General features: G+C 56.3%; 31 protein-coding genes. 18 read left to right on the forward strand and 13 right to left on the reverse strand.

Annotated elements, in window-relative coordinates; genetic code table 11:
• Positions 1 to 170: 170 nt before the first annotated feature.
• From AO726_RS03270 to AO726_RS03285, 4 genes are all read left to right on the forward strand, one after another.
• The gene (locus tag AO726_RS03270; RefSeq protein WP_058066612.1) at positions 171 to 590 is read left to right on the forward strand and encodes an NUDIX hydrolase; all 420 of its coding nucleotides are present in this window, start codon (positions 171 to 173) and stop codon (positions 588 to 590) included.
• Positions 591 to 879: 289 nt separating this feature from the next.
• The gene (gene eco, locus AO726_RS03275) at positions 880 to 1,356 is read left to right on the forward strand and encodes a serine protease inhibitor ecotin (RefSeq protein WP_058066613.1); all 477 of its coding nucleotides are present in this window, start codon (positions 880 to 882) and stop codon (positions 1,354 to 1,356) included.
• A gap of 157 nt (positions 1,357 to 1,513) precedes the next feature.
• Complete coding sequence (locus tag AO726_RS03280; RefSeq protein ID WP_058066614.1) at positions 1,514 to 1,981, forward strand: DUF2846 domain-containing protein; 468 nt, start codon at positions 1,514 to 1,516, stop codon at positions 1,979 to 1,981.
• Between the two features lie 176 nt (positions 1,982 to 2,157).
• The gene (locus tag AO726_RS03285; RefSeq protein ID WP_058066615.1) at positions 2,158 to 2,748 is read left to right on the forward strand and encodes an NAD(P)H-dependent oxidoreductase; all 591 of its coding nucleotides are present in this window, start codon (positions 2,158 to 2,160) and stop codon (positions 2,746 to 2,748) included.
• Positions 2,749 to 2,760: 12 nt separating this feature from the next.
• Here AO726_RS03285 and AO726_RS03290 read toward each other — a convergent pair whose 3' ends face one another.
• Both AO726_RS03290 and AO726_RS03295 read right to left on the reverse strand, forming a co-directional pair.
• Positions 2,761 to 3,612, reverse strand: coding sequence for a CAP domain-containing protein (locus tag AO726_RS03290; protein ID WP_058066616.1), 852 nt, complete (start codon positions 3,610 to 3,612; stop codon positions 2,761 to 2,763).
• A 191-nt stretch (positions 3,613 to 3,803) separates the two neighbouring features.
• Positions 3,804 to 4,178 carry an HPF/RaiA family ribosome-associated protein gene (locus AO726_RS03295; protein WP_058066617.1) on the reverse strand — a complete coding sequence of 125 codons (375 nt, stop codon included), beginning with the start codon at positions 4,176 to 4,178 and terminating at the stop codon, positions 3,804 to 3,806.
• Between AO726_RS03295 and AO726_RS03300 the strand changes: the two genes are divergently transcribed.
• The gene (locus AO726_RS03300; protein ID WP_058066618.1) at positions 4,177 to 4,434 is read left to right on the forward strand and encodes a hypothetical protein; all 258 of its coding nucleotides are present in this window, start codon (positions 4,177 to 4,179) and stop codon (positions 4,432 to 4,434) included. The two genes, AO726_RS03295 and AO726_RS03300, sit on opposite strands and share 2 nt — an antisense overlap.
• Here AO726_RS03300 and AO726_RS03305 read toward each other — a convergent pair.
• Together AO726_RS03305 and AO726_RS03310 are read right to left on the reverse strand one after the other, a co-directional pair.
• The gene (locus tag AO726_RS03305; RefSeq protein WP_058066619.1) at positions 4,431 to 5,192 is read right to left on the reverse strand and encodes an ABC transporter permease; all 762 of its coding nucleotides are present in this window, start codon (positions 5,190 to 5,192) and stop codon (positions 4,431 to 4,433) included. The genes AO726_RS03300 and AO726_RS03305 overlap by 4 nt on opposite strands.
• A 34-nt stretch (positions 5,193 to 5,226) precedes the next feature.
• Positions 5,227 to 6,150, reverse strand: a complete 924-nt coding sequence (locus AO726_RS03310; RefSeq protein ID WP_058066620.1) for an ABC transporter ATP-binding protein — start codon at positions 6,148 to 6,150, stop codon at positions 5,227 to 5,229.
• Between the two features lie 159 nt (positions 6,151 to 6,309).
• Between AO726_RS03310 and AO726_RS03315 the strand changes: the two genes are divergently transcribed.
• Positions 6,310 to 6,621: an I78 family peptidase inhibitor gene (locus tag AO726_RS03315; RefSeq protein ID WP_058066621.1), complete on the forward strand. Its 312-nt coding sequence runs from the start codon at positions 6,310 to 6,312 to the stop codon at positions 6,619 to 6,621.
• A 62-nt stretch (positions 6,622 to 6,683) separates the two neighbouring features.
• On the forward strand, positions 6,684 to 8,219 hold the full coding sequence (locus AO726_RS03320; RefSeq protein WP_058066622.1) for a sigma-54-dependent transcriptional regulator: 1,536 nt from the start codon (positions 6,684 to 6,686) through the stop codon (positions 8,217 to 8,219).
• A gap of 109 nt (positions 8,220 to 8,328) precedes the next feature.
• On the opposite strand, the gene AO726_RS03325 is transcribed toward AO726_RS03320, so the two are convergent.
• The 5 genes from AO726_RS03325 to AO726_RS03345 all read right to left on the reverse strand — a co-directional run bounded on the left by AO726_RS03325 (position 8,329) and on the right by AO726_RS03345 (position 12,162).
• Complete coding sequence (locus tag AO726_RS03325) at positions 8,329 to 9,237, reverse strand: SDR family oxidoreductase (protein WP_058066623.1); 909 nt, start codon at positions 9,235 to 9,237, stop codon at positions 8,329 to 8,331.
• Between the two features lie 115 nt (positions 9,238 to 9,352).
• Positions 9,353 to 9,883, reverse strand: coding sequence for a DUF1569 domain-containing protein (locus tag AO726_RS03330; protein WP_058066624.1), 531 nt, complete (start codon positions 9,881 to 9,883; stop codon positions 9,353 to 9,355).
• The gene (locus tag AO726_RS03335; protein WP_058066625.1) at positions 9,880 to 10,770 is read right to left on the reverse strand and encodes an alpha/beta fold hydrolase; all 891 of its coding nucleotides are present in this window, start codon (positions 10,768 to 10,770) and stop codon (positions 9,880 to 9,882) included. The genes AO726_RS03330 and AO726_RS03335 overlap by 4 nt, the downstream gene beginning before the upstream one ends.
• The gene (locus AO726_RS03340) at positions 10,767 to 11,549 is read right to left on the reverse strand and encodes a class II aldolase/adducin family protein (RefSeq protein ID WP_058066626.1); all 783 of its coding nucleotides are present in this window, start codon (positions 11,547 to 11,549) and stop codon (positions 10,767 to 10,769) included. Before AO726_RS03340 ends, AO726_RS03335 begins: the two co-directional genes overlap by 4 nt.
• A gap of 160 nt (positions 11,550 to 11,709) precedes the next feature.
• Positions 11,710 to 12,162 (reverse strand): flavodoxin, encoded by a 453-nt coding sequence (locus AO726_RS03345; RefSeq protein ID WP_058066627.1) that lies wholly within the window; start codon positions 12,160 to 12,162, stop codon positions 11,710 to 11,712.
• Positions 12,163 to 12,415: 253 nt separating this feature from the next.
• On the opposite strand from AO726_RS03345, the gene AO726_RS03350 reads away from it, so the two are divergent.
• From AO726_RS03350 to AO726_RS03375, 6 genes are all read left to right on the forward strand, one after another.
• Complete coding sequence (locus AO726_RS03350; RefSeq protein ID WP_058066628.1) at positions 12,416 to 13,021, forward strand: hypothetical protein; 606 nt, start codon at positions 12,416 to 12,418, stop codon at positions 13,019 to 13,021.
• A 159-nt stretch (positions 13,022 to 13,180) separates the two neighbouring features.
• Complete coding sequence (gene folM, locus AO726_RS03355) at positions 13,181 to 13,891, forward strand: dihydromonapterin reductase (RefSeq protein WP_058066629.1); 711 nt, start codon at positions 13,181 to 13,183, stop codon at positions 13,889 to 13,891.
• 21 nt (positions 13,892 to 13,912) lie between these two features.
• The gene (gene folE, locus AO726_RS03360; protein WP_058066630.1) at positions 13,913 to 14,473 is read left to right on the forward strand and encodes a GTP cyclohydrolase I FolE; all 561 of its coding nucleotides are present in this window, start codon (positions 13,913 to 13,915) and stop codon (positions 14,471 to 14,473) included.
• Positions 14,473 to 14,844, forward strand: coding sequence for a dihydroneopterin triphosphate 2'-epimerase (folX, locus tag AO726_RS03365; protein ID WP_058066631.1), 372 nt, complete (start codon positions 14,473 to 14,475; stop codon positions 14,842 to 14,844). The genes folE and folX overlap by 1 nt, the downstream gene beginning before the upstream one ends.
• A 155-nt stretch (positions 14,845 to 14,999) precedes the next feature.
• Positions 15,000 to 15,293 (forward strand): DUF1244 domain-containing protein, encoded by a 294-nt coding sequence (locus AO726_RS03370; protein ID WP_058067080.1) that lies wholly within the window; start codon positions 15,000 to 15,002, stop codon positions 15,291 to 15,293.
• Positions 15,290 to 15,634, forward strand: a complete 345-nt coding sequence (locus AO726_RS03375) for a HopJ type III effector protein (protein WP_058066632.1) — start codon at positions 15,290 to 15,292, stop codon at positions 15,632 to 15,634. Before AO726_RS03370 ends, AO726_RS03375 begins: the two co-directional genes overlap by 4 nt.
• Before the next feature lie 76 nt (positions 15,635 to 15,710).
• Here the strand turns inward: AO726_RS03375 and trxB are convergent, their stop codons facing one another.
• Positions 15,711 to 16,655, reverse strand: a complete 945-nt coding sequence (trxB, locus tag AO726_RS03380; RefSeq protein WP_058066633.1) for a thioredoxin-disulfide reductase — start codon at positions 16,653 to 16,655, stop codon at positions 15,711 to 15,713.
• Between the two features lie 272 nt (positions 16,656 to 16,927).
• On the opposite strand from trxB, the gene cysZ reads away from it, so the two are divergent.
• Together cysZ and AO726_RS03390 are read left to right on the forward strand one after the other, a co-directional pair.
• The gene (cysZ, locus tag AO726_RS03385) at positions 16,928 to 17,683 is read left to right on the forward strand and encodes a sulfate transporter CysZ (RefSeq protein ID WP_058066634.1); all 756 of its coding nucleotides are present in this window, start codon (positions 16,928 to 16,930) and stop codon (positions 17,681 to 17,683) included.
• Positions 17,684 to 17,698: 15 nt separating this feature from the next.
• Entirely contained in the window at positions 17,699 to 18,910 is a 1,212-nt protein-coding gene (locus AO726_RS03390; RefSeq protein WP_058066635.1) for a glycosyltransferase family 4 protein, read from the forward strand.
• On the opposite strand, the gene sfsA is transcribed toward AO726_RS03390, so the two are convergent.
• Together sfsA and AO726_RS03400 are read right to left on the reverse strand one after the other, a co-directional pair.
• Entirely contained in the window at positions 18,907 to 19,614 is a 708-nt protein-coding gene (gene sfsA, locus AO726_RS03395) for a DNA/RNA nuclease SfsA (protein ID WP_058066636.1), read from the reverse strand. The genes AO726_RS03390 and sfsA overlap by 4 nt on opposite strands.
• Positions 19,604 to 20,788, reverse strand: coding sequence for a pyridoxal phosphate-dependent aminotransferase (locus AO726_RS03400; RefSeq protein ID WP_058066637.1), 1,185 nt, complete (start codon positions 20,786 to 20,788; stop codon positions 19,604 to 19,606). Before AO726_RS03400 ends, sfsA begins: the two co-directional genes overlap by 11 nt.
• A 196-nt stretch (positions 20,789 to 20,984) precedes the next feature.
• Between AO726_RS03400 and dksA the strand changes: the two genes are divergently transcribed.
• Together dksA and gluQRS are read left to right on the forward strand one after the other, a co-directional pair.
• A complete protein-coding gene (gene dksA / locus AO726_RS03405) occupies positions 20,985 to 21,428 on the forward strand; it encodes an RNA polymerase-binding protein DksA (RefSeq protein ID WP_058066638.1) in 444 nt (147 codons plus the stop codon).
• A 63-nt stretch (positions 21,429 to 21,491) separates the two neighbouring features.
• Positions 21,492 to 22,379, forward strand: coding sequence for a tRNA glutamyl-Q(34) synthetase GluQRS (gene gluQRS, locus AO726_RS03410; protein ID WP_058066639.1), 888 nt, complete (start codon positions 21,492 to 21,494; stop codon positions 22,377 to 22,379).
• A gap of 21 nt (positions 22,380 to 22,400) precedes the next feature.
• Here the strand turns inward: gluQRS and pgm are convergent, their stop codons facing one another.
• Positions 22,401 to 23,996, reverse strand: a complete 1,596-nt coding sequence (gene pgm / locus AO726_RS03415; protein ID WP_058067081.1) for a phosphoglucomutase (alpha-D-glucose-1,6-bisphosphate-dependent) — start codon at positions 23,994 to 23,996, stop codon at positions 22,401 to 22,403.
• Between the two features lie 173 nt (positions 23,997 to 24,169).
• Between pgm and AO726_RS03420 the strand changes: the two genes are divergently transcribed.
• Positions 24,170 to 24,706, forward strand: coding sequence for a hypothetical protein (locus tag AO726_RS03420; RefSeq protein WP_058066640.1), 537 nt, complete (start codon positions 24,170 to 24,172; stop codon positions 24,704 to 24,706).
• Positions 24,707 to 24,723: the final 17 nt, after the last annotated feature.

Here is a 24,723-nt window from a genome sequence, read left to right on the forward strand (position 1 = left end):
AGCGATTATCACGCTCCCTTGGCGGATGAATACAGCGTCAACAATCTTGCATCCCGGCTCAGACTTCATAGAGATGGCGAGTTCATGACTTGATTATCCGGGGATGAGTCAGAAGCCGTCTTTACAGGTTTAAAATCCACACCAGTCTTATCAAACCGAAACACTTCGCCATGCCCACCACACTCTCGATATCCGCCGCTTGCCTGTTCGACGATAACGGTCGACTTTTACTAGTGCGCAAACGTAACACCCACGCTTTTATGCTGCCCGGCGGAAAAACCGAACCCGGTGAAGATGCGATCACAGCCCTACAACGGGAGCTGGAAGAAGAGTTGAATCTGCAGTTGCCTGCCGATGCCCTAAATCACCTCGGCCAGTTCAATTCACCTGCCGCCAACGAGACAAATACTTGGATTGATGCCTGCATCTTCACTGCGCACCTGCCCCACCCTGTCAGCCCCGCTGCTGAGCTGGAAGAGCTGCGCTGGCTGACACAAGATGAACCGTTACCCGAAACTCTTGCTCCGTTACTCCGAGAGCATGTGTTGCCAGTAATCTGGGCAAAAACAGTTACTCCAGTAATGCCTTAACTGCCCAACTAAGCAACCGGCACTGAGCGCATAGAGTCAGTCTGTACGGTCCCGATAACAACGCGCCTCAACCCCTTGAAACCAACCCGCCAGTACTCCATGGCAACCTTCGTACTCACTAAGCCATGGGCCGAGCAACTAAACCCGCTCAGGATTCTCTGACGTAATCGTCAGACAACCCAACTTGCGACAAAGGGGAACTTGGCCTATTTAGTTGGGTCAGTAAAACTCAATGCCCGAAGGGCTTCTGTAACAGCTGCCGTCAGGTAGCCACGGAAAACGGATTTTTATGTACGAATTTAATAAAGCCTTCGCCTCCATGATCTGCAGCCTGCCGCTAATGGCCTGTGCAGCTACACCTGACGCCCTCAAGCCTTATCCTGCCCCGGCTGAAGGGTATACCCGCCATGTGATCGACCTGCCTGTTCTGGACAATGAAGGCGACCATAAAGTTGAGATCCTGGCCGGTAAGACCATGGAAGTGGATTGCAACGTGCGTCGCCTCGGCGGCCAGTGGCAGGAAAAAACAGCTGAAGGCTGGGGCTACACCTATTACGAATTGAGCGAAGTTGGCCCAGGCATCAGCACCATGATGGGCTGCCTCAACAACGAGTTGAAAAAAGCCTTCGTTCAGGCAGGCGGCGAGCCTAAGCTGGTTCGTTACAACAGCAAGCTGCCGATTGTGGTGTACACACCAGCCGACGTTGAAGTGCATTACCGCATTTGGTCCGCCAAGCCCGAGTCAACGGTCGCCAAACAGCAGTAAGTTCATCTGAGTACGCCTGAGCCCCTCACAGCACAGGCGTACTTAATTTAATCCTCACCTCACTTTTCAGTTTTCAGCACCTTTTAATACAGATACCGTTCCGGCTGGCGGCACATTGATGTGACCGCTTTACACCAACACTCAGGAACGAGTACCTATGCTCAATACACTCAAACTCTCTGTAGCATCCCTCGCTTTTATCCTTTTGGCTGGCTGTGCCTCAGTGCCAATGGAATCAACCGATAAAGACCGCGAACTTAAAGCCTTCCCAGCGCCCGCAGCAGATCAGGCAGGGCTTTATATTTACCGCGACTCCTTCTTCGGCAAGTCGCTGAAAAAAAGCCTCTATCTAGATGGAAAGTTACTCGCCGAAACAGCCAACAGAACTTACATCTACACCCCGCTTAGCCCTGGCAAACATACGCTGGAAACCGAGTCCGAGTTCGGCAATAACGCGCTGATTCTGAATGCTGAGGCCGGCAAAAATCACTATGTGCGCCAGAGCCTAAGATTGGGCGCATTCGTTGCCGGCGCAAGCCTCGCGGAGGTCAGCGACATAGAAGGCAGGAATGCTGTGCTCGCCAGCCAATTGCTGCGAATACAAACACCAGCGCCGGCCAACTAACCCCCTCCGTTCATCCCTGTTTTACAGGGATGAACCATCCGCCCCTTGAAGTTCCCCTCAACACCCTCATCTACATCAGTCTGAACAACCCGCGAGCCAACCTCCCGGCTCACCATTCACTGACGTGAATGTCTCTGTGAACGGCCTCCGGGCCGAACTGATTGATTTGGATACCGATGAAAAAGATTCTGTTGCTCGATGGCGGCAAAGCGTTCGCCCATTCCCAAGGCCAATACAACACCACCCTGCACAGCGCCGCTGAAGCCTTGCTGCTGGAAGCCGGTTTTGAAGTAAAAACCACCTATATCGACGCCGGTTACAACGTGCAGGACGAGCTGGAGAAAATGCTCTGGGCCGACGTGGTGATCTGGCAGATGCCCGGCTGGTGGATGGGTGCACCCTGGACCGTGAAAAAGTACATGGATGAAGTCTTCACCGAAGGCCACGGCAGCCTCTACGCCAACGATGGCCGCACCCGCTCTGACGCCTCACAAAAGTACGGCAGCGGCGGTCTGGTGCATGGCAAGCAGTACATGTTGTCCTTGACCTGGAATGCTCCGCTCCAGGCCTTTGAAGACCCAACAGATTTCTTTGAAGGCAAAGGTGTCGATGCTGTGTACTTCCCGTTCCACAAAGCGCATGCCTTCCTTGGCATGGAGGCTTTGCCGACCTTTATCTGTAACGACGTGATGAAAGTGCCGAACATCGAAGGCGACGTGCAGCGTTATCAGCAGCACCTGCGCGACGTATTCGGCATCGCTCAGTAAGATCTGCGGGCATTACGGCGCGCCAAACATGGCCGTCCAGTAGATACCCGCATCACTTTTCGGATCGCTGGCATAGGCAGCGCCAAAGTCTTTGTACTGCGCGCCCATCAGGGTGTTGCAGTGGCCCGGACTGCTCAGCCAGCCCTCCACCACCTTCGCGGCTGTGTCCTGCCCGGCAGCAATATTCTCTCCGATGCCCTGGCCGCTATAACCGGCAATCTCTGCCCGATCACCCGGCGTGCGGCCATCTCCGTCTATATGGGAGAACACATTGCGGTTGGCCATATAGCGGCTGTGTGTTTCAGCCGTGCTGCCAAGGGTTTCATTCCAACTCAGTGCAGCCACAGCGGGCAGCATCTGTGCACTGCCGCACTGGCGGGCACTGCTGCGGGCCTTATTAATTTCTTCCAGCAGCTTTTTACCTTCGGCATGCCACTCGCCAAGTCGGCTCGCCAGCAATGGGCGCGCCACAACAATGCGCCACTCACGGTCAGCGCGGCTAACACCGATGTCCACGTACTGTGGATCAAGGAAGACGTTGCAGAAGCTTTCTTTCAGCACTTTCAGTGCAGAGGCGGCATCACGCGGCCCTGACAAAGTTACCGACTGCACATTGACCATTGGATAGCCGTTTCGCGCCATCGACGCCTGTAGATCCACCGCGCCGGATGCGGAGAGCTGAAGGCGACTATCTGCAGCCAGCGGCGGCAGCTCCTGAGAAGCCGAACCGTCACAAGGCTGAGGCAGGCTGCGGTAATGATTGATCAGGCCAATCAACTGGGTTTCTTCCGAGGCATGCGCCACGCTGCCCAACAGGGTCAGCGACAAAACTAAAAACGCGTTCATGGAAAAACCGGTTGCCATGCTTGCTCCTCAATTGATTAAACCCAGGCAGAGTTCTGCCAAGGTGATGATCTTGGCGCAGAGCCTGTCACGAAACCAGCCCCCTGAAACGACTGCGCCCCCACATATGCATGCGGGGGCGCTGTTTAAGCTCGCTGTCCGGCCTCAGCGGTCAGCGCTATGAACGAGGGACAAACCTGAACAGCTCTGCCTCACTCCTCTTCTTCAAGTACTACAGCATTGGCGGCTTTGGCAGCCTGCTGAGATGACACGCGCTTGCTGCGCATTTTGCCGAACTGATGATCAAGAGCGCTGTGCAGCTTCTCGATCGAACCGTCGATGGCGTGCTCCAGGGATTCGGCTTTGTGAGTAACGGAGACAGGTTGCAGGCCTTTGGGACGGGCCTCGATCTGGCAGCGCTTGTCCTGTGCGCCAGCTTTGGAGCCATTGTCGTCGTGCAGGTGGACAACAATGCGGGTGAGTTCTTCATCAAAACGCTCAAGGCGGCTGGCCACACTTGCGCTTACCCAATCAACCAAACGTGCACTGCCAGCAATGTTGTTATCGCTATGAACTTGGATTTGCATGACGCTTTCCTTCTTCAACCTTGCGAATAGCGTCGCTTCTCAGGGCGACGGCTTCAGCCTACGCCAACCCTCCCCCCCTGAGGCAAGCCCTAAAACATTGATCCAGGCCATGGAACTTGATTTAGCGCACGGGCACCTGGCTGTAAGCCTGATGCTCCGTGCGTTTGCGCATTTGCGCCAATATTTCAAACAAATCATTACGACTGATTTAACACATCAAATGGCGCTTTTGCCACTAAGAAACCAGATGCGTTAGCTTTTCAGGCGATAGCCCGTCTTGAAAATCCAGCCAACTGCCAAAATGCACAGCAGCAAAAAGCCCAAAATCATAGCCAAACTCAGGCCGACGTGAACATCGGAAACGCCAAAGAAACTCCAGCGAAATGCGCTGATCAGGTAGACAACCGGATTGAACATGGTCACCGTCTGCCATGCAGCCGGAAGCATACTAATGGAGTAAAAGGCACCACCGAGAAAGGTCAGCGGAGTGACAATCAGCGCCGGGACGATCTGCAGCTTTTCCCAACCATCAGCCCACACCCCGATGATGAAGCCGAACAGGCTAAAAGTGAGTGCCGTGAGGATCAGAAAAGACACCATCCAAAACGGATGCTGAATTTCAAAATCGACGAACATCCGCGCAGTCATCAGGATTATCGTGCCCAAAATGATGGACTTAGTCGCAGCAGCGCCGACATAGCCAATCAAGATTTCCAAGTATGAAATCGGCGCGGAAAGAATCTCGTAAATGCTGCCCGAATATTTCGGCATATAGATACCGAACGAAGCGTTGGAGATGCTCTCCGTCAACAGTGCCAGCATGATCAGGCCCGGCACGATAAACGCGCCGTAGCTCACGCCCTGCACCTGATTCATGCTGCTACCGATGGCCGAGCCAAACACCACAAAATACAGCGATGTACTGATCACCGGAGTGGCAATGCTTTGCAGCAAGGTGCGCCAGGTGCGTGCCAGTTCGAACAGGTAAATCGCCTTAATGGCGTAAAAATTCATACTCAGTACGTCCTTAAAAAGGTTACAGCCAGGCTTAGCGCTCAGACACTAACGAGACAAAAATCTCTTCCAGCGAGCTCTGGCTGGAATGCAGATCCTTGAAATCGATGCCGTGCTGGGTCAGTTCTTTCAGCAGCTCGGCAATCCCGGTCTGCTCGCTCTGGGCATCAAAGGTGAACACCAAGTTATGGCCTTCATCGCTAAGTTCCAGCGGATAGTGGGAAAGACCGGCGGGAATGCTTGTCAGCGGCTGCTGCAGGTGCAGGGTCAGCTGTTTTTTGCCGAGCTTCTGCATCAACGTATGTTTGTCTTCAACCAGGATGATTTGGCCTTTGCGGATTACACCGATGCGGTCCGCCATCTCCTCGGCCTCTTCGATGTAATGGGTGGTCAGGATGACGGTGACGCCGCGCTCACGCAGACTGCGAACCATGTTCCACATATCGCGGCGCAGCTCCACGTCGACACCGGCGGTCGGTTCGTCGAGAAACAGAATTTCCGGCTCGTGGGACAACGCTTTGGCGATCATCACCCGGCGGCGCATGCCCCCTGAAAGCTCAAATATCTTCGCGTCGCGCTTTTCCCACAGCGAAAGATCCCGCAGCAAGCGCTCCAGATAGGCCGGATCAGGCTTTTTGCCGAAAAGCCCACGACTGAATTTCACGGTCGCCCAGACAGTTTCAAACACATCGTTGACCAGCTCCTGCGGCACCAGACCGATCTGCTCGCGCGCCGCACGATATTCCTTAACGATGTCCTTGCCGCCTACCAGCACACGGCCGCCGCCCGGATTGACGATGCCGCAAATAATGCTGATCAGCGTAGTTTTACCCGCACCGTTAGGGCCTAACAGGGCAAAAATCTCGCCCTTACGGATTTCCAGATCAATGCCCTGCAGGGCCGGATGGCCGCTGGCATAGGTCTTATTGAGTTGCTGAATAGAGATCACTGCCGACACAGGATGAGTACCTTAACCGGTAAAATCGAACAGTTTAGGGTGTCAGTGAGCCTGACGATATCCAAAAAACGCTGAACCCCAGCCGCATCACAGTTAGCACCAGCAACGCGCAGAGATTGAGCACGGGTCAACTACACTGCTAGGCTGGATAACCACGCAATGGCCAAGGAACAGATCATGGTGCTTCGTCCGACCCTAACCGGCTTTTTACTGCTTGCAGCGCTTGCGGGCTGCAGCTCCTCACCGGACTCTGAGCAGTCGCGTGGCGGCGAATGCAATGTCGCCCACCTGCAAAACATGCTTGGCAAGCAAATCGACCGCAAGGTTGTCGATGAGCTGCAGGAAGATGCCAATGCCGACAGCGTGCGTGTACTGGCCCCCGGCGACATCACCACGATGGATTTCAACCCGCAACGCCTGAACATTGATATCGACGACAGCGAAACGATCGTACGTCTGTCCTGCGGTTAGCCACTGACTAAGGCCGCTTGAGCGGGCATACTGATGCCCGTCCTTATCAAGCCTCTTTCTCCATGCGCATTCACGTCACCTTTATCGATCGCGTTGGCATCACCCAGGAGGTCCTGGCCCTGCTCGGTGGACGCAATCTCAACCTGGATGCGGTGGAAATGGTTCCACCCAACGTCTACATCGACGCCCCGACCCTGAGCTCTGAAGTGCTGGATGAACTGCGTGATGCGCTATTCAGCGTGCGCGGTGTTCAGGCTGTCACCATTGTCGACATCCTCCCCGGCCAGCGCCGCCACCTGCAGCTGGACGCTCTGCTCGCAGCCATGACCGATCCGGTGCTGGCAGTTGATAATCAGGGCCACATCCTCCTGGCCAACCCAGCACTCATTGAATTGTGTGGCTGCCAGCCTGACGGGATGAGTATCGGCGAACTGTTTGCGGACGCCCCCTTACAGCAGGAGCTGCTAAGTCAGGATTTCCGCCTGCCAATGCGTGAAATCACAGTTAAAGGTCAGGCGCTGCTGCTAGATGCCCAGCCAATCACCGAAAGCATCGATATTGGCACCCGCCGCCTGACCGGCGGCCTACTCAGCCTATATGCCCCCAACCGGATTGGTGGACGACTGGCCGCATTGCACCACGACCACGTTGAGGGCTTCGATGCCCTACTGGGTGATTCACTCGCCATTCGCAATCTGAAAACCCGCGCTCAACGTATCGCCGCGCTGGACGCACCGTTGCTGATCCAGGGCGAAACCGGAACAGGTAAAGAACTGGTCGCCCGCGCCTGCCATGCCAACAGTTCGCGTAGTGCTGCACCGTTTCTGGCGCTTAACTGCGCAGCCTTGCCGGAAAATCTCGCCGAAAGCGAGCTGTTCGGCTACGCCCCCGGCGCGTTTACCGGTGCTCAACGTGGCGGCAAGCCCGGCCTGCTGGAACTGGCTCACCAGGGCACTGTGTTTCTCGATGAAATCGGTGAGATGTCCCCTTATTTGCAAGCCAAGCTGCTGCGTTTTCTCAGCGATGGCAGCTTCCGCCGGGTTGGCGGTGAGCGCGAAGTAAAGGTCAACGTGCGCATTCTCAGCGCCACCCACCGCGACTTGGAACAAATGGTCAGCGAGGGCACATTCCGCGAAGACCTGTTCTACCGCCTTAACGTACTCAAACTGGAAGTACCGCCACTGCGCGAGCGCGGCCAGGACATCCTGCTGCTGGCCCGGCATTTTATGCAGCAAGCCTGCGCACAGATTCAGCGCTTACCCTGCCGACTGACGCCCGAAACCTACCCGGCACTGCTAAGCAACCGCTGGCCAGGCAATGTGCGCCAGCTACAGAACGTTATCTTCCGTGCGGCTGCGATATGCGAAAGCAATTTGGTGCAGATTGATGATCTTGACATTGCTGGCACCTCTGTAGCTGCCCAGCGAACCAGTGGTGAGATCAACAGTCTGGATGAAGCGGTATCTGAGTTCGAGCGTAACCTGCTGGAAAAGCTCTACCCAGATCACCCGTCCACACGGCAACTGGCCGCGCGCCTTAAAACGTCCCACAGCGCCATCGCCACACGCCTGCGCAAATACGGGATTCCCAAAACCTAAGCTTTGTTCGCGGCTAAAGCAGCCCCAACACAGAATAGTTTTGTAGGGTGGATAAGTCCGCATAGCGGATTATCCACCAGCCCTTCAACACCGCTTAAAACCAGCAGACTCAAGTAAACTTCTGCAAGTTCGCCATCATTTCCTTCATGGCTTCGATATTGTCTTTGGGGTGAGCGGCACCCTCAAAGTCGCAAATCTTGCTGAAGTTGGCCGCCACGTCTTCCGGGCTATAGCCTTCACGCGGGTCAAAGCCAACCCCCAGACTACGCTCCCAGCGCACCTTCCCCATCCAGCCGCCACCCACTTCATATAGGCCAGCGGTGTCCTCACACGCGCTGCTGGCCAGATACACAACCAGCGGGCTGACCAACTCAGGCTTAAGCTGCTCAAAAACCTGCGACGGAATCAGGCCCTCAGTCATGCGGGTACCGCCAGTTGGAGCAATAGCGTTAACCAGAATATTGTTCTTACGCCCTTCCAGTGCCAGCGTACGGGTCAGGCCGTACAGGCCAAGCTTGGCCATGCCGTAGTTGGACTGGCCGAAGTTGCCGTAAATGCCGGACGTTGAAGCGGTAAAAATCACCCGTCCATAGCCTTGCTCTCGCATGTGCGGCCAAGCGGCGCGGGTTACTTTGTAAGCCCCTTCGACATGCACCTTGTAAACCAAGTCCCAGTCAGAGTCTTCCATCTTGTGGAAGGTCTTGTCGCGCAGAATCCCGGCGTTGTTCACCACTACGTCGATGCGACCGAAGTGATCCAGTGCGCACTGAACAATTTTTTCGCCATCCGTCACCGAGTCGTGATTTGCCACGGCCGTACCGCCAGCTACGCGAATCTCCTCAACCACCTTGTCAGCGGCTGAAGCGTTGGCACCTTCACCATGAGTGCTGCCACCCAGGTCGTTGACCACCACCTTGGCACCGTGCTTTGCGAACAGCAGCGCATGAGCACGCCCCAAGCCGCCACCCGCGCCGGTGACGATGACAACCTGATCCTTAAAACCAATAGCATCACTCATACACAAATCCTCTTGAACATGATCAATCCCTGAAAGTGTCCAGCAAGCAATTTTCAGTCACAACTAATACGAACCGAAATGAATAGTACGCAATAAGGCAGCGGGATATTACCCATCAGGAGACCCGCAGCAAGCTCATGTGGTTATACAAATGCATCACATGGGCAAGGGCATATTCGGCGTGGCTCAGCTCACCATAAGCAAAGTGTGGTTTGAGTTCGCCCTGGTAGGCGGCAAAGTCGGCAAAGGCTTGTTGTAAACGCTTCAGAGCCTGAGCCTCAGTACTCGGCGAGTCCAAGGCCGCAGCCCCTGGAATCACCTCGTTCAATGGATGGCGCATGGCACCGCGCGCGGAAAACACATCAAACGCCAGCGGTCCAATGCTTTTACGGAACCACTCAGGTTTCAGCTGTGGATACCCGCTGATGGAATATTCGATGCTTTGCGCACAATGGTTGAACACCTCCATCGGGCTCCAGCCTGTGAGGCTTACCAGATTCTTACCTTCCAATCCCTTTATTAATTCCTGGGCGCCATCCAAGCTCAGAGCGGCCGGGCGCGGTCCGCTTGGTAATGCCCAATATCCGGTAGCGACTACCGCCGCGCCAGTCAACGCACTCCACTTCAACAGTTGTCGCCTGTTCATACCTGCTCCAGTTGTTGTCGGAATTGCAGATAGTGCTCCAGTACCTGCTCAGGCGCTTCTACCTGCGGGTAGTGGCCAATGTCCTGCAGCAAAACGGTGTCTGCATTGGGAATCAGCTCAATGTAGCGCGCGACCATATGCTCCCCTGAAATCGGGTCTACAGCGCCATCGATCACCCGCATAGGCACATCGGTCTTTTGCATAGCACTGACCCAACGATTGCGTCGCAAACGTCGTTCCGGGATGTAGTGAATCAGGCGATACATCACCCCAGCACCATCGTTGCCTGCAACCAGACTCCAGAAGTCATCCAGCTCAGCCTCGCTCGGCTGCGTGTTCGGGCCAAATACAGCAGCGAAGTTACTGGCCATTTTCTCCCGGTTGAACAGTCGGCTGAACACCACACCCAAGGGACTCAACAACAGTTTCTGCGCCAATACCGGGTAATGCGTTTCGGGAAACAAGCCACCATTGAGAAAAACACAGCTGGCAAGATTGAAGCGCTCTTCCTCATGCCGCGCCAGCAGCTCTTGGGCCACGCTGTCACCATAATCATGAGCCAGCACGTGCACAGGCCCTTTAATGTGCAAATGGGCCAACAGTGCCTGCTGAATATCGGCCTGCTCCATCAAGCTATATCTGTAAGGACGCGGTTTGTCTGAATCACCAAAACCGAGCATGTCACAGGCAATCACCCGATAGCGGGCCGCCAACGGCGCCCAGAGGTAATGCCAGTCCCAGCTGGCCGTCGGGAAGCCATGGATCAACAGGAGCGGCTCGGCGCTCTCAGCACCGGCTGCCCAATAGCGGATAACGTGCTTGCCGAAGGTGAAACTCAGCCCCTGACTGCGCCAGTCCTTCAGAGCGATTCCGGGCAACGCCGTCATGCTTCATACCCTGGCATCTGTTGATCGAGTTTGCGCAGCAAAGCAGGCCACGGCAGTGCCCCGCCAAGCCCTTGAGGGCTCTTCATGACGCCTGCAATCATGGCCCTGGCTCCATCAAGAATCTGCTGTGGGATATGGATCAATTCACTACCGCCACTTTGCGCCATGACCTGAATCTCACAGGCCCTTTGCAATACAAACATGCCCAGAAAAGCATCTGCGATGGTAGGAAATGCCGTCAGCAGCCCGTGATTAGGCAGAATCATGAAATTCTTATCTCCCAAATCCACCTGCAGCCGTGCCTTTTCTTCATGGTGAAGCGCCACCCCTTCGTAGCCGTGATAAGCCAGGCTCGACAGCACAAACAGGGATTGTTGGGACAATGGCAACAAGCCCTGCTTCTGAGCGGAGACAGCAATGCCGGCCGGCGTATGGATATGCAAGACACAGCCCACATCTGCCCGCACCTCATGCACAGCGCTGTGGATGGTGTAGCCAGCGGGATTAATGTCGTACGGGCTGGACATCAGCTTTTTGCCAGCCAGATCCACTTTAACAAGGCTGGAAGCAGTAATTTCGTGGAACATCAAACCGTACGGATTGATCAGGAACTCTTCCGTTCCCGGCACTTTCGCCGAAATATGCGTGAAGATCAGATCATCCCAGCCGTACATAGCTATCAGCCGGTAGCAGGCAGCCAGATCTACGCGAGTCTGCCATTCAGCTGCGCTTACCTGGTCTTTAACACTTTCAACAGACGGGGTTTGAGATACAGACATAACGCTTACCTCAGCTTTCGTTTTTATTAGTGCCAAGGAGTCTAACCAGAGAGCGCAGCGTCGTTAGTTGCTCTGGCGGCCAGCAGAATGACCTTACGGGTCAGATCGAATGCAAGCCCACTGGCTTGCATCCATTCAGCCCCATAGTTGAGTGCAGCGATTATGCACGCAGGGCGCTTATCAGCTCACCCAACCAAGGCTCGGCATCCACCTCTGGTGTAACCGTTTCGCTGGCATCCAGACGCAACATGGGCAGCACCTCTCGCAGACCCAGTTCAGCAAAAAGCTCACGCACTTGCTCACCACCACCGCAGTAGGTATCACCATAGCTGGAGTCACCCAGGGCAATCACCGCCCCCGGTAAACCTCCCCACGCCGGAAACTGATCACGGATCGAATAGAACAAAGGCTGCAGGTTATCCGGCAAATCCCCCATCCCCGTAGTGGACGTCACCGCCAGCAGCGCGTCAGGCGCAAAAGCCTGGATATCCGCCAACGTGGCACGAGGGTCGTAACGCACCTCAAATCCGGCCTCCTCCAACAAACGCGCGGCATGACGAGCCACTTCCTCGGCAGAGCCGTAAACAGAACCGGAAAACAGTGCAACTTTCATCAATTTCTCCGAAGAAAAGGAAATTCCCTACAGACAAACATTATGTAGGACAGCCCTAATAAGAGTCTCGCTCAAAACAGACGAACACATCTAAACGCGAAACGTCTAAAACGCGACTTTCAGCCATATCGACCAAATAGCCATCACATGTAAGCAATTAGCCGAAATTACATACAAATTGGCGACGAATGGCCACAACAAAGTTTTGATCGAACTGTCTTATCGTATGACTTTAACGCTATCGGACTAAGGAATGTCTTCTCAGCAACCAGTTTTGACCAAAGCAGAATTGGCTTTTATTCGCCAACTGAACGAATCTACCGAGTTGAACAAGGCAGCTCCACAGCGCCTGCAACTTGTGGAAATTGGCGAACAGCTGACTGAACTTTTTGCCCGCTATGCGGCTGCAGAAACATTGACCCTGCATGCTCATCTTGCCAATCAGCATCTGACCTTCGACCTGCATATCCAACAGGACGACGACAGTGCGCCTAGCCTGCAACTCAGCGCCCCACAGATTTATGACAACAGCGACATCCAGCGCCCCTGGCGGACCAAGCTGGAGACGCCTCTGCCATTGCGCAAAAGGAATCTCGCCACCACCGGCTTGCTCATTCACCAGTTGTCTATGAACAGCGCACTGGTTGAGTGCCGCGCCAAACAGGCTCCTAAGCGCTTCCAGCTGTATCTCCAAGTCGACGGTCATCCGCTGATAGCAGTCGGTGGTGAACTGGTACGTGAAACCGATCAGGGTTTGTTAGCCTACTGGTTACACGCCTGCGACCCGGCCAGTGACGAACACCTGCGCCAGTTCATCTTCGAACAACATCTACTTGATAAGAACGCAGGTCGCGATTAACTCTCGCGACTCTGCCGCTTTCACCTCATTGCGCCTGCTCACTGACTTCATCCGCCTCCAGACAACTCGGACCCACCTCTCCCTCGACCCAGCTGGTATACACTTCACCGGGTTTGCAGCCTGAATACGGCCGACACCCCCTAGTTGCCAGAGTTGAGCATGAGTTACAGCCAAGCCCCCATTCTGATTACCGGCACCAGCCAGCGTATTGGCCTGCACTGCGCAGAGCGCCTGATGGATGATGGTTTCAGCCTGATTGTTACGTACCGCACCGAGCGTGACAGCATTGAGCGGCTAAGGCAGCGTGGCGTGACAGCTCTCAAGGCAGACTTCTCCACCGAAGCTGGCATACTCGCCCTGATTGAGCAGCTGAAAAGCCAGACCGACAGCCTGCGCGCCATCGTGCATAACGCATCGGACTGGATGAGCGAATCCGCAGGCGAAGAAGGCAAAGCTTTCACACAACTCTTCAACGTACACATGCTCGCGCCGTACCTGATCAACCTGCATTGCCGGCCGCTACTTGAGCGTTCAAGCCAAGCTGACATTGTCCATATCAGCGATGATGTGGTGCGCAAGGGTAGCGCCAATCGGCCAGCCTATTGCGCCACCAAAGCCGGGCTGGACAGCCTGACCCTGTCATTTGCAGCTCGCTATGCGCCGCATATCAAGGTTAATGGCATTGCCCCGGCACTGATCATGTTCAACGCTGACGACGATGATGCATATCGCGAGAAAGCCCTGAGCAAATCGGTCATGGGCATTGAGCCCGGCCCTCAGGTGATCTATCAGAGCCTGCGCTACCTGCTGGACAACCCGTATGTCACCGGCACTACTTTGACCGTAAACGGCGGCCGCCACCTCAAGTAGGCGGCCACGAGGATATTTTTGATGAGTTCACAACTGACTGACCATTACCGCGAGATTCTCCTAGGTGTCGGGGAGGATCCACAGCGTGAAGGCCTGCTGGATACGCCTAAACGCGCAGCAAAAGCCATGCAGTTCTTGTGCAATGGCTACAGCAAGAGCTTGGATGAAGTGGTTAACGGCGCACTGTTCGAATCTGACAACGACGAGATGGTCATCGTCCGCGATATCGAGCTCTACTCCCTCTGCGAACACCACATGCTGCCCTTTATCGGCAAAGCTCACGTGGCCTACATTCCAACCGGCAAAGTATTGGGTCTGTCGAAGGTCGCCCGCATCGTTGATATGTTTGCCCGTCGCTTGCAGATTCAGGAAAACCTGACCAAGCAGATCGCCGACGCTATCCAGCAAGTTACGCAAGCCGCAGGTGTGGCAGTGGTAGTTGAGGCCAAGCACATGTGCATGATGATGCGCGGTGTGGAAAAACAGAATTCGGTAATGACCTCTTCAGTGATGCTGGGTGCCTTCCGTGACTCCAGCAACACCCGCCATGAATTTCTGCAACTGATAGGACGGAGCAAGTAATGCCGCGACTGGAACCCGGTATGGCACGTATCCGCGTCAAGGATCTGTGCCTGCGCACCTACATCGGTATCAAGGAAGAAGAGATCAACAACAAGCAGGACGTGCTGATCAATCTGACCATTCTCTACCCGGCGACCGATGCCGTGCGTGATAACGATATTGACCATGCCCTGAATTACCGCACCATCACCAAGGCCATCATTCAGCATGTCGAAGGCAACCGCTTCGCCCTGCTGGAAAGACTGACACAGGAGATTCTGGATCTGGTCATGGCCAACCCGAGCGTGCGCTATGCCGAAGTCGAGGTGGACAAACCCCACGCCCTGCGTTTCGCTGAGTCGGTGTCCATCACCCTCGCTGCTCATCGCTAACCCCGCCCGCCGCGGCCGTCCAACGACGGCCGTGTCTGCCTGTTTAGAGCGCGTCATCTGCAAGACACGTACACCGAGCCAGAGCCGTTGCAGCCATGCAGGCAAGCTCCTATCATCGCCGCCAATACTCCCAGCCAGCCAAAGAGAGCATCAACATGACCGAGCAAGAACGCCTCGAACTTGAAGCCGCCGCCTTTCGCAGCCTGGTTCAACACCTGCGCTCGCGCACCGATGTACAAAACATTGATCTTATGAACCTGGCAGGCTTCTGTCGCAACTGTCTGTCCAAATGGTTTAAGAGCGCTGCCGACGATCTGGGTGTCAGCCTGACGGCGGATGAAGCCCGCGAAGAAATCTACGGCATGCCCTATGCCGACTGGAAAACCAAGTACCAACGAGAGGCCACCGCAGAGCAGCAAGCGGCCTTCGACAAAGGAAAAAAACCATGACTGCACTGACCGATTTCCGCACTCGCCTGCACAGCGAGCAGTTTGCCTTTGCGGAAACACTGGCCTTTATCGCCGAACATTACGACTACACACCCAGCGCGTTCACCAATGGCGGCGTAGAAAACGCAGCAGGCCAAAATGAAGGCTCATGCAAAACCTTAGGCCTGGCTCTGCTCGAAGGCTTCAGCCTTGAGGAAACTCTGCTCTGCTTCGGCGAGCATTACCGCAGCGTCCTGGCCACACCGCAAGGCACTGACCACGGCAACATCCGCGCCCTGATGAACAATGGCCTGGAAGGCGTAAGCCTCAGCCAGCAGCCGTTAACCCGCAAAGCAGCCTAAGCCCGCTCTCAGGTTGTTTGCCCCAACAAAAACGCCCCGTAATGATCGGGGCGTTTTTGTTGGGAGGTTCACTTAGCTAGCCGTCCAGATAGCGCTCAGCATCCAGAGCAGCCATGCAGCCTGAAGCGGCGGAGGTAATAGCCTGACGGTAAACATGATCAGCCACATCCCCAGCGGCAAACACGCCCGGCACACTGGTCGCCGTGGCATTACCATCGCGACCTGACTTGACCACGACGTAGCCATCCTTCAGTTCCAACTGCCCTTCAAACAGCTGAGTGTTGGGTGTATGCCCAATCGCCACAAACAGGCCGTCAGCATACAAAACATCCCGACTGCCATCTTGATTCAGCACGCGCACACCGGTGACACCCATCGAGTCACCCTGCACTTCATCCACCACTGCGTTGAGCCTGAGCACAATCTTGCCCTCAGCGACCCGCTCCTGCAGCTTGTTCTGCAAGATTTTCTCGGCGCGGAAACTATTACGCCGATGTACCAACGTCACCCGGCTGGCAATGTTAGCCAGGTACAACGCCTCCTCCACGGCCGTATTGCCACCACCAACCACTACCACCTCGCGGTTGCGGTAAAAGAAGCCATCACAGGTCGCGCAAGCTGAAACACCTTTGCCCATAAATAGCTCTTCACTGGCCAGGCCCAAGTAGCGAGCACTGGCCCCAGTGGCCACAATCAAGGCATCACAGGTGTAGACACCGCTATCGCCAGTCAGTCGAAATGGCTTATCTCGCAGTTCAACTGCATTGATATGGTCGTAAACAATCTCAGTATTGAAGCGCTCTGCATGGGCCTGCATACGTTGCATCAACACGGGGCCGGTCAGTCCTTCGGCATCGCCGGGCCAGTTGTCCACTTCAGTCGTAGTGGTTAACTGGCCGCCAGCCTGCAGACCGGTGATCAGCATTGGCTTGAGGTTGGCCCGGGCTGCATACACCGCTGCGCTGTAACCCGCTGGTCCGGAGCCCAAGATGATCAAAGGCGAGTGACGCAGAACAGACATGCAAACCTCTTCAGGTACAAGCAGAAATAAAAAGGGTCTTCAGATAAACCAGAGGGATGGCAGGAGCCCTGAAGACCCGGTAAACGATGTTGAAAAACTGGCGTCAGACTATGCTCTTGGCACAAAGCCCGGAAATTCTCTTTGTTAATGCAACGCATAGTCCTGACCTATCAGCCAACTTTATTGAAATTCGTTAACGCGCTTTTCAGAGCCTTTCACCAAGTCGGTAAAGCCGGTAAGGTCGCCGCGGTAAACCTTTGGAGACTGTTCTAATGCCTGCACCTGTCCTGTCTGGTCCGCAATATCTTAAAGAAGGACTCAAGCTGGTACTCAGCCCCGGCCTGCGGCTTTTTGTGATACTGCCGGTGCTGATCAATCTGATCGTGTTCACAGGCCTGATCGTGCTGGCCGTGCAGCAATTCAGTGGCTGGGTGGATACGTTTATCCCGTCGCTGCCATCCTGGCTGTCCTTTCTTGAATACCTGATGTGGCCTTTGTTTGTGGTTCTTGTCCTGGCCTTAGTGTTCTTTACGTTCACCATGCTCGCCACGCTGATTGCTGCACCGTTCAACGGTTTTCTCTCAGAAAAGGTTGAGGTGGTTGTCAGAGGCAAAGATGAATTCCCCCCTTTCAGTTGGGGTGAGCTGGTGGCTATGGTGCCGCGCACCATGGGGCGTGAGATGCGTAAGCTGGCTTACTTCCTGCCCCGTGCGATTCCGCTGCTGATCCTGACCTTTATCCCCGTGGTCAATCTGGTGGCTGCGCCGCTGTGGATTCTGTTCGGCGTCTGGATGATGGCTATCCAGTACATCGACTACCCGGCGGATAACAACAAAATGAGCTGGCAGGACATGCTCGCTTGGCTGCGTTCCAACCGCTGGCAGAGTATGAGCTTCGGCGGCATCACCTACCTGGCCCTGATGATCCCTGGTCTCAACGTGCTGATGATGCCAGCTGCGGTAGCCGGTGCCACGGTGTTCTGGGTGCGTGAGCGCTCTGAAGCCTCTGTCATCACTTCGCAGCAATAACGTCACACAAACTAAATGGCAGCAGCCGACACTGCTGCCATGAGCACATCTTCTCTTCGCATCGCCCTGATCAGTGAAACCTTTCCACCTGAAGTAAACGGCGTGGCAAACACCCTTGGCCGCTTGGTAGATGGCTTGCGCAAGCGTGGGCACACCGTTCAGGTAATCCGCCCGCGACAAAGTTCGGACCAGGGCCTGATGGATGATGCCACGCTACTGATTCGTGGCTGGCCCCTACCCGGCTATCCGGGTCTGCAATGGGGGCAGTCGTCTATGCACAAGCTGTTGCACAACTGGAAAAAGCAGCGACCGAATGTGCTCTACATCGCCACCGAGGGACCGCTGGGGCTATCCGCATTGCGCACTGCGCGTCGCTTGCAGATTCCGGCCGTAACCGGCTTTCACACCAACTTTCAACAGTACACCGAGCATTACCGTGCCGGTTTGCTGACCAAACTGCTCACCCACTACTTGCGCTGGTTCCACAACCGCTCGCAGATGACTCTGGTGCCTAGCATAAGCCAGCGGATTGATCTGCAGCGCAAGGGCTACGACAACCTGGAGTTACTTAGTCGTGGCGTGGACAGCCAACTGTTTCACCCCAGCAAACGTAGCAACAGCCTGCGTGCACAATGGGGCCTGAGTGACGACGACATCGCCGTAATTCATGTCGGGCGGCTGGCCCCGGAAAAGAATCTGGGACTGCTGAGCAAGACCTTTCACGCCATGCAGTTGGCGCACCCACAGCAAAAAATGAAGCTGATCTTGGTAGGCGACGGGCCGCAACGCAAAAGCCTCGAACAGCAATTACCATCAGCTATTTTCTGCGGCATCCAGCGTGGTGAGGCCTTGGCCGAGCATTATGCTTCAGGCGATCTGTTCCTCTTTCCAAGCGTCTCAGAAACCTTTGGCAATGTGGTGTTGGAGGCGCTGGCATCAGGCCTCGGCGTGGTGACATACGACCTTGCTGCAGCCGCTCTGCATATCCGTCACGGCCACACTGGAGTACTCGCTGCACCGGGTGATGAAGACGACTTTATCTCTGCCGCCAACTGGCTGCTGGAGAATCGAGAGGCACTGCGTCGAGTGCGCCTTAATGCGCGCAAACATGCGTCGCTACAGGGCTGGAATGGAATCGTCGAGCTGTTCGAGCAGCACCTGCGTCAGGCGATGCAACCTGAGTCACGGCTGCCCGAAGCCCACGCCGTCGCACATGAGCGCCGCTAGCTGAGCACCTCAAGACGCCGCACCAGACGGACCTCGCCCGCACTGATGTCAGCGCCATAGGCAAGCACCTCTACGCCCGCGGCTTTGGCCTCGCGTAGGGCCGCGGCATAGGCTGGATCGATCTCTTCAGCGGGGCGCACTGCGTCTATCTCGCTGAGATTGACGCAATACAGCTGCACCGCCCGCGTGCCGGAACGCGCCAACGCGGCCAATTCTCGCAGGTGCTTGCTGCCGCGCTCGGTCCGCGCGTCTGGGAAGGCGGCAATCCGGCTGTCAGCAAAACCAAGCGTTACGCTTTTGACTTCGATGTAAGCCGGACCATCTGCAAACTCCAGCCGAAAATCGATGCGACTACGCTCCTGCCCATACGGCACTTCGCGCTTGAGCGCAGCAAAGCCGTTCAGCTCAGAGATCACACCTGCATTAAGCGCCTCTTCAACCAAGGCATTGGCGCGACCGGTATTGATCACCGCCAGGCGTCCGTGAGGCGTCTCGCCCACCTCCCAGGTGCCCGGCAGTTTGCGCTTGGGGTCATTGCTGCGGCTGAACCAAACCTTAGCCCCTTCAGCCATGCAATTGAGCATCGAACCGGTATTGGGGCAGTGAATGGTCAGCAGCTCGCCGCTGCTGGTTTCAATATCTGCCAGAAAGCGCTTGTAGCGGCGCAGCAGGCGACCCTCTTCCAGCGGCGGATCAAAGCGCATGGCTGGCCTGCCAGGTTTTCAAACCACGGGCGATGCGCTCTACAGCCTGTTCAAGGCGCGGCAGGTCTTGCGTATAAGCAAAGCGCACATGTTGTGTGGCCAGGTAACGACCAAAATCCAGCCCAGGGGTAAAGGCCACATGCTCGGTCTCCAGAAAGTGCTGGCAGAAAGCAAAGGCATCGCCGCCAAAGGCGCTGATGTCTGCATATAAATAGAATGCACCTTCCGGCTCAACCGCAATCTTGAAGCCCAGCTCGCGCAGCGCAGGCAACAAATAATCACGACGCTGGGCGAAGGCGGCGCGTCGTTCTTCCAGAATCGCCAGGGTATCGGCCTGGAAGCAGGCCAGCGCAGCATGCTGGGCCATTGATGGCGCACTGATATAGAGATTCTGTGCCAGCTTTTCCAGCTCAGGCACTGCTTCAGGCGGTGCCACCAGCCAACCCAGACGCCAGCCAGTCATGCCGAAATATTTCGAGAAACTATTTAATACGAAGGCTTCATCATCTACCTCCAGCACGCTGGCGGCATCCAGACCGTAGGTCAGGCCATGGTAAATCTCATCCACCACCAGATGTCCGCCCCGCTCTTTCAGCGTTCTGGACAGCCCGGCCAACTCCTCCCGGCTGAGCACCGTGCCGGTCGGGTTAGCCGGTGAGGCGACCAACGCGCCGACACTTTGCGAGTCCCAATAACGCTCCACCAGCTCAGGCGTCAGTTGATACCGCACCTCCGGCCCCACTGGCACCAGCTGCGCAGCCCCTTCAACCAAACGCAGGAAGTGGCGGTTGCAGGGATAGCCCGGATCGGCCAGCAACCAGTGTTTACCAGGGTCGACCAAAAGGCTGGAGGCCAGTAACAGGGCGCCTGAGCCGCCGGGCGTGATCAAAATTCGCTGCGGATCAATGCTCAGGTTATAACGCTGCTGATAAAACCCGGCGATGGCTTCACGCAACGCAGGCAGACCGCGCGCGGCAGTGTAGCTGGTGTGGCCAGCAGCCAGCGCCGCCTGGCCAGCCGCCACGATCGGCGCGGCAGTGGTGAAGTCCGGCTCACCGATTTCCAGATGAATGACATCATGGCCATCGGCCTGAAGCTGATTGGCCCGAGCCAGCAACGCCATGACATGAAAGGGTTCGATGGCACGACTACGTGCGCTATAAGTGAAAGCCATGTGAATGCCTGAAGAGGGTGAAATAGAGCGATTCTAAACCATGGTCTCGGGCAAACGGCACCGCCTTCGTCAACAGGGAGTAGCGTTGGGCATATTGTTCTGGTAAGTTCGCCCGCTTGCAGGCGCAGGGCCGACATGATGTCGGCGAGGGATACCGTCCTGTGCGGGGATAAGAAAGAGTGAGAGGCGGCCATCTATGCCCACTAAAGCAAAAGCGAAAAGCAGTCATCTAACTCGTGGCTTCGAACCTTATAAGGAAACTAAAGGTGAGGAGTACATGAGTGAGCCGATGCGCGCCCACTTCACCGGCATCCTCAATAAGTGGAAGCTGGAACTGATGGAGGAAGTTGATCGTACCGTGCATCACATGCAGGACGAGGCGGCCAACTTTCCTGACCCGGCAGACCGGGCCAGCCAGGAAGAAGAATTCAGCCTTGAGCTGCGCGCCCGCGACCGCGAGCGCAAACTGATCAAAAAGATCGACGAAACACTGACCTTGATCGAAGAAAACGAATACGGTTGGTGTGACTCGTGCGGCGTTGAGATCGGCATCCGCCGTCTGGAAGCCCGCCCGACTGCCACGCTCTGCATTGACTGCAAGACGCTGGCAGAGATCAAAGAAAAGCAGATCGGCTCCTGATCTGACCCAAAGGGTGCTTCGGCACCCTTTGTTGTTTCTGGCCTGCTGTATTTGTTGCCTGCTATGAACAGACCTGCCTATATCGGGCGCTTTGCCCCTACGCCCAGTGGCTACCTGCACTTCGGCTCGCTGGTTGCCGCCCTTGCCTCCTATCTTGACGCACGCGCCGCCAACGGCAAATGGCTGCTGCGCATGGAAGATATTGATCCGCCCAGAGAAATGCCGGGCGCACAGGCTGCGATTCTGCAAACCCTGGAAACCTATGGTTTCGAATGGGACGGCGAAGTGGTCAGGCAAAGTGAGCGACATGACGCTTATCAGGCACTGATCGACAAACTGCTTAGCCAAGGGCTGGCTTACGCCTGCACCTGCTCGCGCAAACAGCTGGAAGGCACCAACGGTATTTATCCCGGCACTTGCCGCAACGCCGGCCATGGTTTTGATAACGCTGCCATCCGCATCCGCGTGCCGGAGCTGATCTACCAATTTACTGATCGTGTGCAGGGCGAGTTCCGCCAGCATCTGGGCCGAGAATCCGGGGACTTCATCATCCGCCGCCGCGACGGTCTGTATGCTTATCAACTGGCCGTGGTGCTGGATGATGCCTGGCAAGGCGTGACCGACATCGTGCGCGGTGCTGACCTGCTCGACTCCACCCCACGCCATCTGTATCTGCAGGAATTGCTCGGCCTGCCGCAACCACGTTATCTGCATGTGCCGCTGCTGACTCAGCCAGACGGGCACAAGCTGGGCAAATCCTACCGTTCACCGCCCTTACCCTCCGACCAGGCTACACCGCTGCTGATTCGTGCCCTGCGTGCGCTCGGCCAAAAAGTGCCCGATGGCGCAGCCTATGGCCAGCCAGCAGAGCTGTTGAAATGGGCAATTGAGCGCTGGGACGCTGGGCGCATCCCACGCGTGCTGAGCATGCCGGAAGCTCAACTCGATTAAGCGAGCCTCCGGCAACAGGCGTTACAGCGCAGCGCTGACCAGCGCCTGCGCTTCGCTGAAGATACGTTGGAGATGGGCTTCGTCGCGGAAGCTTTCGGCGTAGATCTTGTAGATATCCTCAGTGCCGGACGGACGCGCAGCAAACCAGCCGCCTTCGCTAATCACCTTGATGCCACCGATCCCCGCGCCATTGCCCGGTGCCTTGTCCAGCACCTGAACGATGGCATCACCCGCCAGCTCGCTGTTGCGCACTTGGGCTGCCGACAGTTTGCTCAGAGCGGCCTTCTGCTGCGGCGTTGCCGGAGCATCCTGACGATCAGCCCAAATGGCACCGAACTCGTTTTCCAGGCCGCGATACAGCTCGCCCGGATCACGCTCGCGCACAGCGGTCATTTCCGCAGCCAGCAGGGCCAGAGCGATGCCGTCCTTATCCGTCGTCCAGACCTGACCATCACGGCGCAGGAAAGTGGCACCGGCACTCTCCTCGCCACCAAAGCCCAGCGAGCCGTCAAACAGGCCGCTGGCGAACCATTTAAAGCCCACCGGCACCTCCTGCAACGGACGCCCCAGACGCAGCGCCACGCGGTCAATCATCGCGCTGCTGACCAAGGTCTTACCCACAGCAGCACCCGCACTCCATTGAGGGCGATTCTGGAACAGATAGTCGATGGCAACGCTTAGGAAGTGGTTCGCCGGCATCAGGCCGACGCTCGGCGTGACGATGCCGTGGCGGTCGTAATCGGTATCGCAGGCAAAGGCGATGTCGTAGCCGTTCTTCAGGCCGATCAGACGCTGCATGGCGTGACTAGACGACGGGTCCATACGGATCTGTCCGTCCCAATCCAGACTCATAAAAGCGAACTGCGGATCAATCACCTGGCTGACCACATCCAGATTCAGGCCGTATTGCTCAGCAATGCGCCCCCAGTAATGCACACCAGCCCCACCAAGCGGGTCAACGCCCAAACGCAGACCAGCGCTGCGGATCGGGTCAAAGTCGATGACATTGCCCAGATCATTCACATAGCTGCTCAGGTAATCGTACTCACGCACGTTATCCGCCTGGCGCGCCTGAGCCAGCGGCATGCGCTTGACCTCACGCAGGCCGCCTTCCAGCAACGCATTGGCACGGTTCTGAATCCAGGTGGTGATGTCGCTATCGGCTGGGCCGCCATTGGTAGGGTTGTACTTGAAGCCGCCGCAATCCGGCGGGTTGTGCGATGGAGTAATCACAATGCCATCCGCCAGAGCGCTGCTGCGCCCGCGGTTGTGCACCAGAATCGCCTGAGACACGGCCGGAGTCGGAGTGAATTCGCCGCCTGCCGAAATCAGCGTGTGCACGCCGTTAGCCGCCAACACTTCAATGGCGCTTTCCAGGGCCGGATGGGACAGTGCATGGGTGTCAGCGCCGATAAACAACGGCCCGGTGATGCCCTGAGCAGCGCGGTACTCGCAAATAGCCTGACTAATCGCCAGTACGTGCTGCTCGTTAAAGCTGCCACTGAAGGAGCTGCCGCGATGCCCTGAGGTGCCAAACGCAACACGTTGGGTCTGATTAGACGGATCAGGCTGCTGTTCGTAGTAAGCCGCCAGCAAGCGTTCAATATTGGTCAACATCGTTGCCGGAGCCGGCTGCCCTGCCAGCGGATGAATGCGATCGCTCACACAAACTCCATAGTACAGTTCTTAAAAAACGCGCAGCTTAACAGCCCGTCGGCGCGAAACGCAGCGCCTGTCGACGGATTTCGGGCTATCCTTTGCGACCATTTGTTTGCCGCAGGATTCACCCTATGAAAAACCAGCTCGAAGAATTGATCAGCAAAATTAGCTCGGGCTGCATGTTGCCAGAAGAAGTCGCCAAGATCGCCGACGAAGCTGCCCAAGCTTACGCCGACCCGCAGGCTTTTCTGGCCGCAAACCCGGATATCAACTACGACGACACCTTCCCGATCCCGCTGGGCGAATGGATGATTGTCGGCAGCCTGCCGGAGACCGTGCTGTTCCAAGCTGACAGCTATGAAGAGCTGTTCAAGCAGATCACCGAATCCTTCGGCCCTGAAGTCAACTTCGTACTCAAGCCCAAGCAACTGGCCAAGACTGAGGCACTGAAAGCCCTGAACCGTATTCAGGTGCAGCTCTCCAGCCTGTCGCCGGAAACCAAAGGCTATGTACTGGTGGACTTCAGCGAACCGCTGGATGACGAACTACAAGCCGTGCTGGTCTACACCACCGATCTGCCTCGGGTGATGGAGTTGGCCGTAGAAGTAGGGATTTACGCAGCGCCCGCCTATGAGGCACTGAAAGCAGCGCAGAGTGAAGCAGAGTAAGCACAGCACCAGCAGCG

This window comes from Pseudomonas sp. TTU2014-080ASC (assembly GCF_001446935.1).
Lineage (GTDB): Bacteria > Pseudomonadota > Gammaproteobacteria > Pseudomonadales > Pseudomonadaceae > Aquipseudomonas.

Coding starts and splice junctions, on each gene's coding strand:
- AO726_RS03305 (WP_058066619.1), bottom strand. CDS start 5,192: ATGAATTTTTACGCCATTAAGGCGATTTACCTGTTCGAACTGGCACGC.
- AO726_RS03315 (WP_058066621.1), top strand. CDS start 6,310: ATGGCCAAGGAACAGATCATGGTGCTTCGTCCGACCCTAACCGGCTTT.
- AO726_RS03400 (WP_058066637.1), bottom strand. CDS start 20,788: ATGGCTTTCACTTATAGCGCACGTAGTCGTGCCATCGAACCCTTTCAT.
- AO726_RS03345 (WP_058066627.1), bottom strand. CDS start 12,162: ATGAAAGTTGCACTGTTTTCCGGTTCTGTTTACGGCTCTGCCGAGGAA.
- AO726_RS03270 (WP_058066612.1), top strand. CDS start 171: ATGCCCACCACACTCTCGATATCCGCCGCTTGCCTGTTCGACGATAAC.
- folM (WP_058066629.1), top strand. CDS start 13,181: ATGAGTTACAGCCAAGCCCCCATTCTGATTACCGGCACCAGCCAGCGT.
- eco (WP_058066613.1), top strand. CDS start 880: ATGTACGAATTTAATAAAGCCTTCGCCTCCATGATCTGCAGCCTGCCG.
- AO726_RS03340 (WP_058066626.1), bottom strand. CDS start 11,549: ATGTCTGTATCTCAAACCCCGTCTGTTGAAAGTGTTAAAGACCAGGTA.
- AO726_RS03390 (WP_058066635.1), top strand. CDS start 17,699: ATGGCAGCAGCCGACACTGCTGCCATGAGCACATCTTCTCTTCGCATC.
- dksA (WP_058066638.1), top strand. CDS start 20,985: ATGCCCACTAAAGCAAAAGCGAAAAGCAGTCATCTAACTCGTGGCTTC.
- AO726_RS03290 (WP_058066616.1), bottom strand. CDS start 3,612: ATGGCAACCGGTTTTTCCATGAACGCGTTTTTAGTTTTGTCGCTGACC.
- AO726_RS03335 (WP_058066625.1), bottom strand. CDS start 10,770: ATGACGGCGTTGCCCGGAATCGCTCTGAAGGACTGGCGCAGTCAGGGG.
- pgm (WP_058067081.1), bottom strand. CDS start 23,996: ATGTTGACCAATATTGAACGCTTGCTGGCGGCTTACTACGAACAGCAG.
- AO726_RS03295 (WP_058066617.1), bottom strand. CDS start 4,178: ATGCAAATCCAAGTTCATAGCGATAACAACATTGCTGGCAGTGCACGT.
- trxB (WP_058066633.1), bottom strand. CDS start 16,655: ATGTCTGTTCTGCGTCACTCGCCTTTGATCATCTTGGGCTCCGGACCA.
- AO726_RS03285 (WP_058066615.1), top strand. CDS start 2,158: ATGAAAAAGATTCTGTTGCTCGATGGCGGCAAAGCGTTCGCCCATTCC.
- AO726_RS03330 (WP_058066624.1), bottom strand. CDS start 9,883: ATGAACAGGCGACAACTGTTGAAGTGGAGTGCGTTGACTGGCGCGGCG.
- AO726_RS03320 (WP_058066622.1), top strand. CDS start 6,684: ATGCGCATTCACGTCACCTTTATCGATCGCGTTGGCATCACCCAGGAG.
- AO726_RS03300 (WP_058066618.1), top strand. CDS start 4,177: ATGACGCTTTCCTTCTTCAACCTTGCGAATAGCGTCGCTTCTCAGGGC.
- AO726_RS03325 (WP_058066623.1), bottom strand. CDS start 9,237: ATGAGTGATGCTATTGGTTTTAAGGATCAGGTTGTCATCGTCACCGGC.
- AO726_RS03370 (WP_058067080.1), top strand. CDS start 15,000: ATGACCGAGCAAGAACGCCTCGAACTTGAAGCCGCCGCCTTTCGCAGC.
- gluQRS (WP_058066639.1), top strand. CDS start 21,492: ATGAACAGACCTGCCTATATCGGGCGCTTTGCCCCTACGCCCAGTGGC.
- AO726_RS03375 (WP_058066632.1), top strand. CDS start 15,290: ATGACTGCACTGACCGATTTCCGCACTCGCCTGCACAGCGAGCAGTTT.
- folX (WP_058066631.1), top strand. CDS start 14,473: ATGCCGCGACTGGAACCCGGTATGGCACGTATCCGCGTCAAGGATCTG.
- folE (WP_058066630.1), top strand. CDS start 13,913: ATGAGTTCACAACTGACTGACCATTACCGCGAGATTCTCCTAGGTGTC.
- sfsA (WP_058066636.1), bottom strand. CDS start 19,614: ATGCGCTTTGATCCGCCGCTGGAAGAGGGTCGCCTGCTGCGCCGCTAC.
- cysZ (WP_058066634.1), top strand. CDS start 16,928: ATGCCTGCACCTGTCCTGTCTGGTCCGCAATATCTTAAAGAAGGACTC.
- AO726_RS03350 (WP_058066628.1), top strand. CDS start 12,416: ATGTCTTCTCAGCAACCAGTTTTGACCAAAGCAGAATTGGCTTTTATT.
- AO726_RS03280 (WP_058066614.1), top strand. CDS start 1,514: ATGCTCAATACACTCAAACTCTCTGTAGCATCCCTCGCTTTTATCCTT.
- AO726_RS03420 (WP_058066640.1), top strand. CDS start 24,170: ATGAAAAACCAGCTCGAAGAATTGATCAGCAAAATTAGCTCGGGCTGC.